15 protein-coding genes are annotated in these 13,165 nt (G+C 39.7%); 13 read left to right on the top strand and 2 right to left on the bottom strand.

Going from position 1 to position 13,165, the window contains the following annotated elements; genetic code table 11:
* Nucleotides 1-76 precede the first annotated feature (76 nt).
* The 12 genes from ABDZ97_RS00865 to ABDZ97_RS00810 all read left to right on the top strand — a co-directional run bounded on the left by ABDZ97_RS00865 (nt 77) and on the right by ABDZ97_RS00810 (nt 10,632).
* Nucleotides 77-715: a YceI family protein gene (locus ABDZ97_RS00865; RefSeq protein ID WP_343784109.1), complete on the top strand. Its 639-nt coding sequence runs from the start codon at nt 77-79 to the stop codon at nt 713-715.
* A 157-nt stretch (nt 716-872) separates the two neighbouring features.
* Nucleotides 873-3,563 carry a type IX secretion system periplasmic lipoprotein PorW/SprE gene (gene porW / locus ABDZ97_RS00860; protein WP_343784107.1) on the top strand — a complete coding sequence of 897 codons (2,691 nt, stop codon included), beginning with the start codon at nt 873-875 and terminating at the stop codon, nt 3,561-3,563.
* A 2-nt stretch (nt 3,564-3,565) separates the two neighbouring features.
* Nucleotides 3,566-4,003, top strand: coding sequence for a bactofilin family protein (locus ABDZ97_RS00855; RefSeq protein ID WP_343784105.1), 438 nt, complete (start codon nt 3,566-3,568; stop codon nt 4,001-4,003).
* An 8-nt stretch (nt 4,004-4,011) separates the two neighbouring features.
* The gene (locus tag ABDZ97_RS00850; RefSeq protein WP_343784103.1) at nt 4,012-4,233 is read left to right on the top strand and encodes an AtpZ/AtpI family protein; all 222 of its coding nucleotides are present in this window, start codon (nt 4,012-4,014) and stop codon (nt 4,231-4,233) included.
* Complete coding sequence (locus tag ABDZ97_RS00845) at nt 4,233-4,625, top strand: DUF6168 family protein (RefSeq protein WP_343784101.1); 393 nt, start codon at nt 4,233-4,235, stop codon at nt 4,623-4,625. Before ABDZ97_RS00850 ends, ABDZ97_RS00845 begins: the two co-directional genes overlap by 1 nt.
* A 193-nt stretch (nt 4,626-4,818) precedes the next feature.
* A complete protein-coding gene (gene atpB / locus ABDZ97_RS00840) occupies nt 4,819-5,868 on the top strand; it encodes a F0F1 ATP synthase subunit A (RefSeq protein WP_343785670.1) in 1,050 nt (349 codons plus the stop codon).
* Between the two features lie 37 nt (nt 5,869-5,905).
* Nucleotides 5,906-6,097: an ATP synthase F0 subunit C gene (atpE, locus tag ABDZ97_RS00835; protein ID WP_343784099.1), complete on the top strand. Its 192-nt coding sequence runs from the start codon at nt 5,906-5,908 to the stop codon at nt 6,095-6,097.
* An 86-nt stretch (nt 6,098-6,183) separates the two neighbouring features.
* A complete protein-coding gene (gene atpF, locus ABDZ97_RS00830) occupies nt 6,184-6,684 on the top strand; it encodes a F0F1 ATP synthase subunit B (RefSeq protein ID WP_343784097.1) in 501 nt (166 codons plus the stop codon).
* A gap of 9 nt (nt 6,685-6,693) precedes the next feature.
* Entirely contained in the window at nt 6,694-7,227 is a 534-nt protein-coding gene (gene atpH / locus ABDZ97_RS00825; RefSeq protein ID WP_343784095.1) for an ATP synthase F1 subunit delta, read from the top strand.
* A 55-nt stretch (nt 7,228-7,282) separates the two neighbouring features.
* Nucleotides 7,283-8,857, top strand: a complete 1,575-nt coding sequence (atpA, locus tag ABDZ97_RS00820) for a F0F1 ATP synthase subunit alpha (protein WP_343784093.1) — start codon at nt 7,283-7,285, stop codon at nt 8,855-8,857.
* 27 nt (nt 8,858-8,884) lie between these two features.
* A complete protein-coding gene (atpG, locus tag ABDZ97_RS00815) occupies nt 8,885-9,760 on the top strand; it encodes an ATP synthase F1 subunit gamma (protein ID WP_343784091.1) in 876 nt (291 codons plus the stop codon).
* Between the two features lie 263 nt (nt 9,761-10,023).
* Nucleotides 10,024-10,632 (top strand): hypothetical protein, encoded by a 609-nt coding sequence (locus tag ABDZ97_RS00810; RefSeq protein WP_343784089.1) that lies wholly within the window; start codon nt 10,024-10,026, stop codon nt 10,630-10,632.
* A 71-nt stretch (nt 10,633-10,703) separates the two neighbouring features.
* Here ABDZ97_RS00810 and ABDZ97_RS00805 read toward each other — a convergent pair whose 3' ends face one another.
* Complete coding sequence (locus ABDZ97_RS00805; RefSeq protein WP_343784087.1) at nt 10,704-11,516, bottom strand: hypothetical protein; 813 nt, start codon at nt 11,514-11,516, stop codon at nt 10,704-10,706.
* Between the two features lie 157 nt (nt 11,517-11,673).
* On the opposite strand from ABDZ97_RS00805, the gene ABDZ97_RS00800 reads away from it, so the two are divergent.
* Complete coding sequence (locus ABDZ97_RS00800) at nt 11,674-12,258, top strand: DUF3109 family protein (protein ID WP_343785669.1); 585 nt, start codon at nt 11,674-11,676, stop codon at nt 12,256-12,258.
* Between the two features lie 50 nt (nt 12,259-12,308).
* Here the strand turns inward: ABDZ97_RS00800 and ABDZ97_RS00795 are convergent, their stop codons facing one another.
* Nucleotides 12,309-13,130, bottom strand: a complete 822-nt coding sequence (locus tag ABDZ97_RS00795) for a universal stress protein (protein ID WP_343784085.1) — start codon at nt 13,128-13,130, stop codon at nt 12,309-12,311.
* Nucleotides 13,131-13,165: the final 35 nt, after the last annotated feature.

The following is a 13,165-nucleotide window of genomic DNA, read 5'->3' as shown; positions in this document are numbered from 1 at the left end:
CTTAGCGATAAATAGTTATGATTTCAAAGCAGGAAATTGTAACTTCGGACAGAATTAATTGCAAAAATTTTTAAAAATGAATAAAATAAATTGGTTAGTACTTGGAGCTGCAGCCGTAATTCTTTCATCTTGCGGAGGATCAACAGAACCTGAAGAAGAAAAAGTAGAGGAGAAAGTAATAAAAGAATGTTACTATACCTACAACCCGGCAAATTCCAAAATGACGTGGACGGCGTATAAATTTACGGAGAAAACACCTGTAAGTGGTACGTTCAACGAAGTTAATATCGAGGGAGCAGAAGTGTTAAATGACCCTATCGCACTATTGGAAGGTTTGTCTTTTTCCATTCCAATTGCGACGATTAATACACAAAACCCGGAACGTGACGAAAAAATTAAAAATTCCTTTTTCGGGGTGCTTGAGAATACATCTGTACTGACAGGAAAAGTTCAATCACTAAAAGATGATGGTAAGGCCGAAGTTGTTATGACAATTAACAATAGAGAGAAGGTGGTGGAAGGAACATACACATTAGTAGAGGGAGATTTCAAATTTATGGCTACTGTTGATTTGGCAGCTTTTGAAGCGCTAAACGGAGTGGAGGAGTTGAATAAGATTTGTCATGATTTGCATATTGGAGCGGATGGAGTATCTAAGCTTTGGGAAGTTATAGATGTTTCCTTTGAGACAAAACTGAACATGGATTGTAATTAATTTATTGTTGAATTGAAAACCCGGAATCAAATGTTGATTTCGGGTTTTTTTATTCGCTTTTCTTTTAAATTGCGTTCTGAGTTTGAGAAATTAAAATAATTTTGTTCAAATTAAGTTATCTAAGCAACATTGTGTTGCTTGATTTTTCATGACAAGATTGAAACTACATATATTTTCAGCTGTATTGTTGGTTGCTTTAGTCCTTGCCTGTTCTACAGAGAAGGATGCTGCGCTTAATCGGTTTTATCACCAGACGACTACAAAATACAACGGATGGTTTAATGCAAATGAACTGATTAATGAGGCCATGCGGGGGTACCTGGTGAACCGGGAAGAGGATTTTACGGAAATTTTGCCGATTGAACCTTTGCCGGATGAAGAGAGTGCTCTTGGGATGACACCTGCTTTAGACACGGCTGTTTCGAAGTGCGTTAATGTGATCAGCCGGCATAGTATGCCATCAATGGAGGGGCGTTCTAAAAAGGAAGAGTATAATAAGTGGATTGATCGTGTTTGGTTGACAATTGGCAAATCGAAATACATCAAAGGAGAATATCAGGATGCTATCGATCAGTTTGAATATGTTACCAAGTTTTTCAAAAATAAACCGAGCAAATTTACGGCGAAGATCTGGATTGTTAAATCACATGTGCGGTTAAAAGACTACCGTTCAGCGGAACTTCTGTTGAAAGAAATTGAAAGAGACAGTGAAAAGGTGAAAACGGCACTTGAAGAGAAAAAATCCTCTGAAAAGAGTTCGTCGAAGATCATCCGAAAACAAAACAAGAAGAAAAAAGGAAAGAAGGAGAAACCGCTAAAGCTCCCAAAAGATTTTGAGTACGAATTTAACAAAGCCAAAGCGGATCTGTACATTGAAACCGGTAAGCTTGCAGAAGCGGAGAAGGCGATGGTAGAAGTCGTTCGTACTTGTAAGAACCGAAAAGAAGCAGCACGTATGCATTACATTTTGGCACAATTGTCAGTTCGTAATGGAAACAATTCGCAGGGAGTTGAGAACTATACAATGACATTGCGCAAAACGGCCAAGTTTAATATGCACTTTTCTGCTCGCCTTAATCGCGCTATGGCTTCTTCCGGAGCAAACCGGGAGAAACTGCGGAAAGAATTGAACAAAATGCTGCGCGATTCGAAAAATGCAGAATACAAAGATCAGATTTATTTTGCATTGGGAGATATGGATCAGTCCGGAGGAGAGATTGATCTGGCGATGCAAAAATTTACAAAATCTGTTTATTATTCGGTAAGTAATGACCGTCAAAAAGGAGCGAGTTATGAACGAATGGGGGACATTCGTTTTGGACAGCGGGATTATATCAGAGCACAAAAGTATTATGATAGTTGTGTTCAGGTAGTTTCCGAAGATTATAAAAACTATGACCTGGTTCGTACCCGGGCAATGCGATTAAAAGATCTTGTTGTTTCCATTGAGACAGCTGAACACAATGATAGTTTGTTGCGTATTGCTGCGATGCCTGAGGACCAAAGACTGGCATTTGTAGAAAAGGTAAAGAAACAGCTTGAAGAAGAAGAACGCATCAGACAGGAGGCAGAAGCAAGACGATTGGCTGAAATACAAGCAATGCAAGCATCTTCTTCAGGGCCTAACCAGGGCGGTTCAGGAGGTAAATGGTACTTCTATAATCAGAAACAAAGAACCGAAGGTTTTGAGGACTTTAAGCGTATTTGGGGACAAAGAACGTTTGAAGATGACTGGAGAAGAAGTAATAAAATGCCGACAATTGCTGATATGGGTGACGGAACTTCCGAAGAAGGTGAGTTGGCAGACAGCCTTGCTGAAGAGACAGAGCCTGTAGATCCGTTTGCAGTTGAAACATTACTTGCCGGAATTCCTGAGGGTGATAGTTCTATAGCGGCTCTTCAGGAAGAGATGCTGGAAGCTAAATACAAAGCAGGGCGAATTTATCAGGGTGAACTGGAAGAAGACCAGCTGGCAATTGAGCAATACGAAGACATTATTTCAAGAAAGATTGAAGATAAACACATTTTACTTTCTTCTTTCCAACTCTATCAATTATACCAGGGCAAGGATGAAGCGAAAGTAAGTGAGCATAAAAACTACATCCTGAATAATTATCCGAATAGTGATTACGCTAATTTTATCCGTGATCCGAATTTCTTTATAAAGAAAAAGGAACGGGAAAAACTGGACATGGATGATTACCTGAAGGTGGTCGATCGTTTTGGCCAGGGAATGTATTCCATTGTTAAAATCAGAGCGAATTCCATTATTGAGAATGACCCGGCGAATGCTTACCGATCGGGCTATATGTTGCTGTCGGCAATGTCACAGGCAGCGCTAACCCGGGAGAAAGAAGAAACAATTCCTGCTTTTGAACTCGTTATAGAGTCCTTCCCGGGTACACCTGAGGCGGAGAGAGCACAACTAATGATTGATATTATTAAAAACGGATATTCAGAAGATATCATTGCCGACTTTGGTGCTACCGAGTCTGAATTTGAATACAACCCTTCTTCTCCGCTGATGGTAATAATCCTTTTGGAGAAAGACGACAATACAAACGAAGCAAAGACCAATGTGTCGAATTTCGGACGTGAGTTTTTCAGTTCAGAGAAATTGAAAGTCCAATTGTCACAATTCGATGAAAACCGCCCTTTCCTTATGGTTCGCGAATTCGAGAATGAATCTAAAGGAAATAAATACCTGACTTCTTTCCTGCGTACGAAAAAACATATTGGGGATTTACAGGACAGACAGATATTTTTGATTACGAATGATAATTTTGTAAAACTTATAGGCAACAAAAACCTGGATGGTTATTTAAAATTCTATAAAGATTTTTATTAGTTATGGCGGTATTTAAGGGACAGAAAGAGAAGATGATGCTAGACGGGCCGGAGAACCTGAATCGTTTAGTAATTGGGGCGGAGATTACAGGAAACCTGAAAACACTGACCAGTATCCGGTTGGACGGAGTGGTTACCGGAACAATTGATTGTGGAGCTAAACTCGTTTTAGGCACAAAAGGAGTGGTGAAAGGAACCGTAAATGCTAAACAGGCAGAGATAGAAGGGACCATAGATGGAGATCTTTTTATTTCGGAGTTATTGATTTTACGGGCGACAGCCAAGATAAACGGAGACATTTCAACAAAAAAACTAATCATCGAAGATGGTGCGGAGTTTAACGGAGCCTGCCGTATGGGTGAAGGAGAAGAAAACCGTAAACCGGCAAAGTCGGAAGATGAAGTTCTTCAGGAACAGCGTGAAGAGGATCTGGTATACTAAGTATAGACATGGAATCTCCCAAAGAACCTGGAAACGGGAAGCAATGGATCAAATTTACCTCGCTTGGACTTCAGATGGGGATTACGATTTATTTGGGAAGTTTGTTGGGAGAGTGGCTCGATGACAAATATCCTTCAGAGTCTTTTTCATATTTTAAAATAGTAACACTTATAGCAGTTTTTATTGCTATCGTTTCCGTAATTCGGGAAGTAATTAAAATGAATAACTGATGCAGGCGAAAGAAATCAAGCAGATTCTGGTTTTTAGTCTTATTTCCGTTTTTTTTCTGTTAGCGGGGTTTTTTACACACCAGTACGTATTACAAAGTACAGAGACAGTTGTGAACTATAGCTTATTTGCAGTTTATTTGTTTTTTGCACTGTCTGCGATTTTTATTTTTTCAATAGTATTATTTGTAAGTACAATGGTTCCGGATAAAACAGGCCTGGCTTTTTTAGCATTGATTATGGTCAAGCTAGGCTTTTTTCTGCTACTTTTTTACAAAACAACATTGGGAACAGAAGGAATAGCGATGGCAGGAAAAGTGGGGATAATAGTACCGTTATTCCTTTTTATGATTTTAGAGTCAACTGCAGTATTTCGTTTTTTAAACAAACAATAATTACGTGAGTCAAAGGCAGGTGAAATGTTTGTTGCCGGATGGGGAGTTTAAATAAGACGCTTCATTCGATAAAAAAGTTTGTAATTACAATTAAATGTGTACTTTTGCACCAAATTTTTGGATAACACATAGTTTATAGATTGTTATGGGCGTCATTTTGAGATCATTTCGATATTTAACAGCCTTGGTGTTGATGGTAACGGGAGGATTCGCGTATGCGGGGAGTTCAGAAGATCATCACGGAAAAGGTGGCGGACAGGTAGATACGCCGGAGGAAGTAAAGGATTATATTGATCACCACTTACAGGATGCTCATGATTTTATCTTTTTTACGGATGGAGAGACCGGGAAACATTATGGTTTTCCGCTTCCGGTAATTTTGTGGGATGACGGTCTTCATGTTTTCATGTCTTCAAAGTTCCATCACGGAGAGGAGATCGTTGAAAGTAAAGGAAATTACTATACACTGTACCACGGGAAAATCTACAAGACAGACGAGCTGGGAACAGTGGACTATGACGATGAAGGTCACGTTACAAATGCAAAGCCTTTGGACTTCTCGGTTACGAAGAATGTTGTAGGAATTATCTTTGCGTTTGTGTTGATGTTGTTGTTGTTCGGAAGTCTTGCCAAATCGTATAAAAAAGGTCCGATACCTACAGGTGTAGGTCGTTTCCTTGAGCCTTTGGTGCTATACGTACGTGATGAGATTGCCCGTCCGAATATCGGGGAAAAGAAGTATAAGCGTTTTATGGGATTCCTGCTGACGGTATTCTTTTACATCTTTATCCTGAACCTTGTCGGATTGACTCCTCTAGGGTTTAACGTTACAGGAAATATCGCAGTAACAATGGTGCTTGCGTTGTTTACCTTCTTTATTGTTCAGTTTTCCGGAAACGGGGATTACTGGAAACATATTTTCTGGATGCCGGGTGTTCCTGTTCCTATGAAAATTATTCTGGCACCAATTGAGGTGTTGGGGATGTTCACAAAGCCTTTCTCACTTATGATTCGTCTTTTTGCCAACATCACGGCAGGACACACAGTAATGATGAGTTTGATCGCTTTGATGGTGTTGATGAAAGCTTCCTTCGGACCGGTTGGTTCTACGGGGATGTCATTGGTACTTTCTTTGTTCATCTTTTTAATCGAATTGTTGGTTGCTTTCCTGCAGGCATTTATCTTTACAATGTTGTCGGCACTGTTTATCGGTGTTGCCGTTGCAGATCATGACCATCATTAATTTAAGTTGTATTTTTTAACCGTTCAAAATAAATAGTATGTCACTAAATTTAATTGGAGCTGGATTAATCGTTATCGGAGGAGGTATCGGTTTGGGTCAGATCGGTAGCAAAGCGATGGAAGGTATCGCTCGTCAGCCGGAAGCAGCAGGTAAAATCCAAACAGCGATGATCATCATCGGTGCACTTTTGGAAGGTCTTGCATTTGGTGCTTTGATCCTTGGACAATAATCCAAACAAAATTCCTTACCTTGCAACGGTTGGTTGTAAGGTAAGGTTATTTCAGAACAAATAATTGAACAAGATATACCTAGAACATGGATAAATTAGTTAATGATTTTTCGATTGGATTGTTTGCGATGCAGGCAGTTTTGCTTCTTATCATCATTCTTGTGATGAAAAAGTTTGCTTGGAAACCGATCCTTTCAGGAATTGAAGAGCGTGAGAATAAAATTCAGGATGCTATTAGTGCTGCAGAGAAAACACAAGCTGAGATGAAAGCGTTACAGGCGCAGAACGAAAGCATGATGAAAGAAGCACGTGCTGAACGTGATGCAGTCATTCGCGAAGCGAAGGAAACAGCAAACCAAATGATTGAGAAAGCTAAAGCTGAGGCAAAAACTCTTTCTGAAAAAGAATTGGAAAATGCACGTACAGCAATTAATGCTGAGAAAGCTGCTGCTATTTCTGAATTGAAGACACAAGTGGCTTCTGTTTCGTTAGAAATTGCAGAGAAGATTGTTCGTGGAGAATTAGCTTCTGACGAGAAACAAAAAACATTGGCTTCAAAACTTGCTGAAGATATCAGCTTAAACTAATCGAAAGAGATGAAAGGAACAAAAGCAGCTTCGAGATATGCGCAGGCCCTTTTGGATCTGTCGATTGAACAGAATCAGCTGGAGCAGGTTTATGCTGACATGATAACTTTTGCTCAGGCAGTGAAAGAGACAAAGGAGTTCCAGTTATTTTTGAATAACCCTGTGATTAACAGTTCTAAGAAAAAGGACGTGTTAATGGCAGTATTTCCTGATTTTGCTCAGCTGACTTCTTCATTTATAGCTTTGGTAACGGCAAACCGCAGAGAGAATTTACTTCCTTTCATCGCGGCTAGTTTTATCGAGCAGTATAAAGCACATAAAGGAATCGTTGAGGTTACAGTGCTGACTGCCTCCAGGCTGGATGATGCTGTTCGTGAGCAGATATTGGCAAAAATAAAGCCTTCTATACAGGGCGACATCGAACTGAGAGAGGAAATTGATCCAGAATTGATTGGTGGATTTGTAGTAGAGATGGGAGACGTACGAATCGATGCAAGTGTATCGAGCCAGTTGAATAATTTGAAACAACGTTTAACAAGATAATTAAAGACTTTAAAGGCTCCGAAAACCGGAGTTCAAGTTTTAAAACAACTGTAATATGGCAGATGTAAAACCGGCAGAAGTTTCTGCAATTTTAAGAGAACAGCTTTCAGGATTTCGCTCAGAAGCGGAACTACAAGAGATTGGTACCGTACTACAGGTAGGTGACGGTATTGCACGTATTTACGGATTGAACGGAGTTCAGTACGGAGAACTTATTGAGTTCGACGGTGGACTGCAGGCAATTGCGTTGAACCTTGAAGAAGATAATGTGGGTGCCGTACTTTTGGGTCGTTCCACTACAATTAAAGAAGGTGACACAGCTAAGCGTTTGGGTCGTATTGCTTCTATCAATGTGGGAGAAGGAATCGTTGGACGTGTAGTAGATACATTAGGTAATCCGATAGACGGAAAAGGACCTATCTCTGGTGAATTGTTCGAAATGCCTATTGAGCGTAAGGCACCGGGAGTTATCTTCCGTCAGCCGGTAAACGAGCCACTTCAGACAGGAGTTAAAGCAATCGATGCGATGATTCCAATCGGAAGAGGTCAACGTGAGTTGATCATTGGTGACCGTCAAACAGGTAAAACTACTGTGGCGATCGATACAATCATCAACCAGAAAGAATTTTATGACGCAGGTCAACCTGTATATTGTATTTATGTAGCAGTTGGACAAAAAGGTTCAACGGTTGCGGGAATTGTTAAGAAATTGGAAGATGCAGGAGCAATGGCATATACTACAGTAGTTGCTGCAAACGCTTCTGACCCGGCTCCTATGCAGTTCTATGCTCCTTTGGCAGGTGCAGCGATCGGAGAGTATTTCCGTGACACGGGACGTCCGGCATTGATCGTATTTGATGACCTTTCAAAGCAAGCAGTTGCTTATCGTGAGGTTTCACTATTGCTTCGTCGTCCTCCGGGTCGTGAGGCATATCCGGGAGACGTTTTCTACCTTCACTCGCGTTTATTGGAACGTGCTGCTAAGGTGATTAACGATGATGAGATTGCTGCGAGAATGAATGACCTTCCTGCATCACTTAAGAGTGTAGTAAAAGGAGGAGGATCACTTACAGCACTTCCGATAATTGAAACACAGGCGGGTGACGTATCGGCGTATATTCCAACAAACGTTATTTCGATTACGGATGGTCAGATTTTCCTAGAAACAGACTTGTTTAACTCAGGTGTAAGACCAGCGATTAACGTAGGTATCTCTGTATCACGTGTTGGAGGTTCTGCGCAGATCAAGTCGATGAAAAAAGTATCCGGTACATTGAAGTTGGATCAGGCACAGTATCGTGAGTTGGAAGCATTCGCTAAGTTTGGTTCAGATTTAGATGCTGCTACAAAATCAGTGTTGGACAAAGGTTCAAGAAACGTTGAGATCCTTAAACAAAGAGAAGGAGACCCGATGTCAGTAGAAAAGCAGGTAGCTATTATCTATGTTGGAACAAAAGGGTTGTTAAAGAACGTACCTGTTAACAAAGTAAAAGAATTTGAAAACGAGTACCTGAATTACCTTGATGCAAAACACAGAGATGTGTTGGATCAGTTGAAGGCAGGTAAAATCAATGATGATTTGACTGATGTATTAGCGAAAGTTGCAGTTGAACTTTCTGAAAAATACTAATCGGTAAAGTAATCAAGTTTCAGATAAATGGCAAACTTAAAGGAAATACGTAACAGGATCCAGTCGGTTGGTTCGACCATGCAGATTACCTCTGCTATGAAAATGGTTTCTGCTGCGAAATTGAAGCGGGCTCAGGATTCCATCGTTCAGATGCGACCTTATGCTGAAAAGCTGAGAGATATTTTAGGAAATCTGAGTGCAACACTTGACCTTTCCGAGAATCCTTTTTCGGAAGTGCGTGAAGAAAAGAATGTATTGATCGTTCCGATTACATCTAACAGAGGTTTGTGTGGTGGATTCAACAACAATATTATCAAGCGTGTAAACGCATTGTTGAATGAACACAATGGTACTGCAGCTGTAACTATTCTTCCGATAGGAAAGAAGGTAAAGGACGCATTCAAGAACTCTTCTTTTATCAATAAGGATGAAGAACTTCCGAATAACCTTGAAGAGTTATTCAATGATCTTACATTCGAGCGTGTTGCTGAATTAGCTGATCTTTTGACAGACAAGTTCATTGCCGGAAACTATGATAAAGTAGTTATTGTATACAACCAGTTTGTGAATGCAGCGGTACAAAAGGTTACGATAGAGCAACTTTTGCCTATTGTTCCTGCTGAAGAGGCAAAAGACCTGGGGACAGAATATATCTTTGAACCAAATAAACAGGAGATTGTTGAGGATATTATTCCAAAGACGATTCGTATACAATTATTCAAAGGCATTTTGGATTCATGGGCATCTGAGCATGGTGCACGTATGACAGCGATGCACAAAGCAACGGACAATGCCGGAGCTATGAAACGTGCATTAACACTTGAATACAACAAGGCACGTCAGGCAGCTATTACAGCTGAGATCCTTGAGATCGTTGGTGGTGCTGAAGCGTTGAATTCGTAAGTATAGTATTGAAATAGAGTAAAGGAGCATCGCTAGGTGCTCCTTTTTTTGTGAGAGGAATTTAACGGAAAGCTTTAAATGCGTTGGTTTTCTTTAACCACAGAACGATCCGTTGAAGAGTCTTTTGTAATAAAGATACAACCATGATGGTTATTGTACGAAGTAGCTTTTGTAGGGCGAATTACCTACTCTTATTCCTATTCACTGTATTTTTCTTGTTTTGTATTAAAAATCAGTTATTTTAGTAGGCAAAAAGAAACCTTATGAAAAAGTTATTTGCTGTACTTATGGTGGCTTTTCTGTTGCCAATGGGTGTTGTCGCTCAGAAACTGAAGCTAACGAAAGGAAATCCGGCTGCTATAAAGAACGAAAAAGAAATGCTTCTTGAATTTGATTTTTCCGATTTTTCTGTTGGAAAATTTAAGAATGAAGAAGATTACAAGAAGAAAAAAATTGAAGAGTATAATGAAAAAGAATCCGGGAGAGGAGACAGTTGGTCTGAATCCTGGGAAAGAGACAAAGAAGTTCGCTTTCCTGAGAAATTTATAGAATTATACAACAAAGGATCACAGTATGCTAAAGTAAATCCGAATGCAGATGATGCAAAATATAAAATGATTGTTGTTACAACTTTTATTGAACCTGGCTTCAATGTTGGGGTAATGAAAAAACCGGCGAGCTCCAACTCAATTATTCGAATTGTAGAAGTAGATAATCCGGATACTATTGTTGCTGAATTTACGATTACAGGAGCACCGGGATCTCAGGCAATGGGATTTGATTATGATACGGGGACGCGTATAGCAGAATCGTATGCTATCTCTGCTAAAAGACTAGCTGCTCTGATTAACAAGATCTTGAAGAAAGCATAACGAGTAGAAACAAAATTTTACTAAAAAGGGATAGAGTAACGCTATCCCTTTTTTTATATCAAAAATGAGGATTAATTCTTTCCATCCGTCATTGCCTCGTCCCACTCAATGCTTATTGATTTTCCTGCAACTTTAACAGGTGTTCCTTCTACAAAAACCCCCAGAAAGGTAATGTTCATTTCGCGTAATTGCATGTCGTTTTTACTTCCTCCGGGCATTCGGTTCCAGTAAGCAGAAAATGAATCACTTTCGCCTTTTTTGAGAATGATCGGATTTACTTTGGAGTTGGCAGTAGCGTATGAATTACCGTCAGGCATTATGACAGCTATATTGACCGGGAAAATAAACCCCAGATTGTCCCCCTGATAATTGGCAGTGAATTTTATATCTGTTTTCCCAGTCGCCTTTTTATGACCAACATGTGAAACAGAATACGGACCAACGGTAAAATTATTTTTCGCCACAGGCAGACGGAAATTCTCAGCTTCTAAAGGGTTCTGCATTTTTACCTGATAAAACCCCTCACAAACATACGTGAAACTCTCTATGGTATTAAGGTTTTCACCGAAAGCACGGTATACCTTTGTTTTAGACCCGTTTGGTTCAATAATAAAGCTTTTATCTTTAGCACTAACGTTTTGATCGGGGATAGTAAAGCTGCTTTCTTCCGAATTGTAGATCAGATAATCTCCGGTTTTATTGGTTATACTCATTCTAAACTTTGTCTCTTTCGGAAGAGAAACAATATTGTCAATTTCAACCTTCACTACCTCATTTTCAAAATGAACAGGCTTGTAATAAATTTTGTCATATTTAGGGGCTTTTTGAGCATTTAGTGTAGTGGTAAGACCGAGCGTAAACATAAGGTAAAATAACTTCTTCATAATTCAATGTTTGTTTAAAAGTGATAATTCAAATTATATGCCAGAAATATGTGTGTTATAGTCATTCGTAAAAATGAATTCCGGTTAAAAATACCAATTATTAGAGATGTTCTAATTCAGTTATTGATAAAAAGTATTTCTCTACCTTTGTACTATGATTTTCGAGATAGAAGATAAACTGGTTGCTTCTGAGCTTTTTGAGCGGAAGTTTGTATGCGATCTGAACGCATGTAAAGGGGCTTGTTGTGTTGAAGGGGATGCAGGAGCTCCTGTTACGGAAGAAGAAGTGAAGATTATTGAGAAACATCTTGAGGAGATCAAACCGTATATGAGACCGGAAGGCATTGCAGCCGTTGAAGAGAGTGGAGTAAGTTATCCGGATGATTTTAATGAGCCGGTTACGACATTGGTGAATGGAAAAGAATGTGCCTTTGTGTATTTTGATGAAAAGGGAATTACAAAGTGTGCAATCGAAGCAGCTCATAATGACGGAAAACTGGACTTCAAAAAACCGATTTCATGTCACCTGTATCCTATACGGGTGAAGAAGACAAAGTCTTTCCAGATCCTGAACTACGAATATTGGTCGATTTGCGCGCCTGCCTGTACATTTGGTGAGCAATTAAACGTAAAAGTATATAAGTTCCTTAAGGAGCCGTTAATTCGTGCCTACGGAGAAGTATTTTACAAACAGATGGAAGAGGCAGACACCGTTTGGGAAAATGAAAATACCGGGCATTAAAAAAGCAGCCTGAAACACAGACTGCTTTTCATATAGCTTTTTCTTCTATTTTAAGAGAAAAGAACACTCTGCCCGTATGCAGACTCAATAGGATTTACCATCAACACCGGAATTTGTGCGTCGTTAGTAATCATGTATTGCTCGTAATTTGCTCCCAGAATTCCAAGGAAGCTGTTTTTCTGCAAGTTCATGATTGCAATAAGGTCAGCATCATTCTTAACAGCGTATTTAACTACTTCTTTATCGAATCCTGAACTAGGAGCCAATGTGATGGTTAATTCGATATCTCGTTCCGAGAAGAATTTCTTCGCGAACTGAATGTTCCCGAGAACTTTATTGCGAAGAAACTCATCAGTTTCGTCAGGAATAACAACATGTACCCGCGAATTGAAATAAGTCGCCATATTGGCTACCAGAACAAGCTTTTGTTTTGTTTCTTTATTGAAATCAAGAGGAACTACGATGTCATCATAACCGGTATCTTTTACTTCTTTCTCCTGCACAATAACAAACGGAACCGAAGAGTGCGTAACTACTTTGAGAGCATGACTTCCGGTAACGTGTTGCCAACCATGTGCGCCATGTGTTCCCATGAAAATGAGTTGTGCATGATGCTCGGCAGCAAAATCTCCTATATCTTCAAATATATTACCTACACGAACGGCAGGTAGGATAGTAACACCTTCTCCTTTGTGTTCTTCTGCAATTTGTCCTAATTTTTCTTCAGCTTCTCGTATTGCTTTTTCTTTACTCACAACGTGTAACAGGTAGACATCTGCGTCAACGATCTTTGCGGTTTTTAGTGCGTGACTCAGAGCGCAGTTGGCAACGCTGGTAAAATCATGAGGCACTATAAAGCTTTTCCTTTGCATAACAGGGTATTATTGGTTTTTATAAGTCAGGTCAA

This window comes from Wandonia haliotis, assembly GCF_039523435.1.
Lineage (GTDB): Bacteria > Bacteroidota > Bacteroidia > Flavobacteriales_D > Crocinitomicaceae > Wandonia > Wandonia haliotis.
This window is presented reverse-complemented; position numbering and strand designations above follow the sequence as displayed.

Excerpts from the sequence above, each read along its gene's own strand:
- atpG (WP_343784091.1), top strand. The coding sequence starts at position 8,885 with ATGGCAAACTTAAAGGAAATACGTAACAGGATCCAGTCGGTTGGTTCG.
- ABDZ97_RS00865 (WP_343784109.1), top strand. The coding sequence starts at position 77 with ATGAATAAAATAAATTGGTTAGTACTTGGAGCTGCAGCCGTAATTCTT.
- ABDZ97_RS00855 (WP_343784105.1), top strand. The coding sequence starts at position 3,566 with ATGGCGGTATTTAAGGGACAGAAAGAGAAGATGATGCTAGACGGGCCG.
- ABDZ97_RS00845 (WP_343784101.1), top strand. The coding sequence starts at position 4,233 with ATGCAGGCGAAAGAAATCAAGCAGATTCTGGTTTTTAGTCTTATTTCC.
- atpF (WP_343784097.1), top strand. The coding sequence starts at position 6,184 with ATGGATAAATTAGTTAATGATTTTTCGATTGGATTGTTTGCGATGCAG.
- ABDZ97_RS00795 (WP_343784085.1), bottom strand. The coding sequence starts at position 13,130 with ATGCAAAGGAAAAGCTTTATAGTGCCTCATGATTTTACCAGCGTTGCC.
- ABDZ97_RS00810 (WP_343784089.1), top strand. The coding sequence starts at position 10,024 with ATGAAAAAGTTATTTGCTGTACTTATGGTGGCTTTTCTGTTGCCAATG.
- atpA (WP_343784093.1), top strand. The coding sequence starts at position 7,283 with ATGGCAGATGTAAAACCGGCAGAAGTTTCTGCAATTTTAAGAGAACAG.
- ABDZ97_RS00805 (WP_343784087.1), bottom strand. The coding sequence starts at position 11,516 with ATGAAGAAGTTATTTTACCTTATGTTTACGCTCGGTCTTACCACTACA.
- atpB (WP_343785670.1), top strand. The coding sequence starts at position 4,819 with ATGGTAACGGGAGGATTCGCGTATGCGGGGAGTTCAGAAGATCATCAC.
- atpH (WP_343784095.1), top strand. The coding sequence starts at position 6,694 with ATGAAAGGAACAAAAGCAGCTTCGAGATATGCGCAGGCCCTTTTGGAT.
- atpE (WP_343784099.1), top strand. The coding sequence starts at position 5,906 with ATGTCACTAAATTTAATTGGAGCTGGATTAATCGTTATCGGAGGAGGT.
- ABDZ97_RS00850 (WP_343784103.1), top strand. The coding sequence starts at position 4,012 with ATGGAATCTCCCAAAGAACCTGGAAACGGGAAGCAATGGATCAAATTT.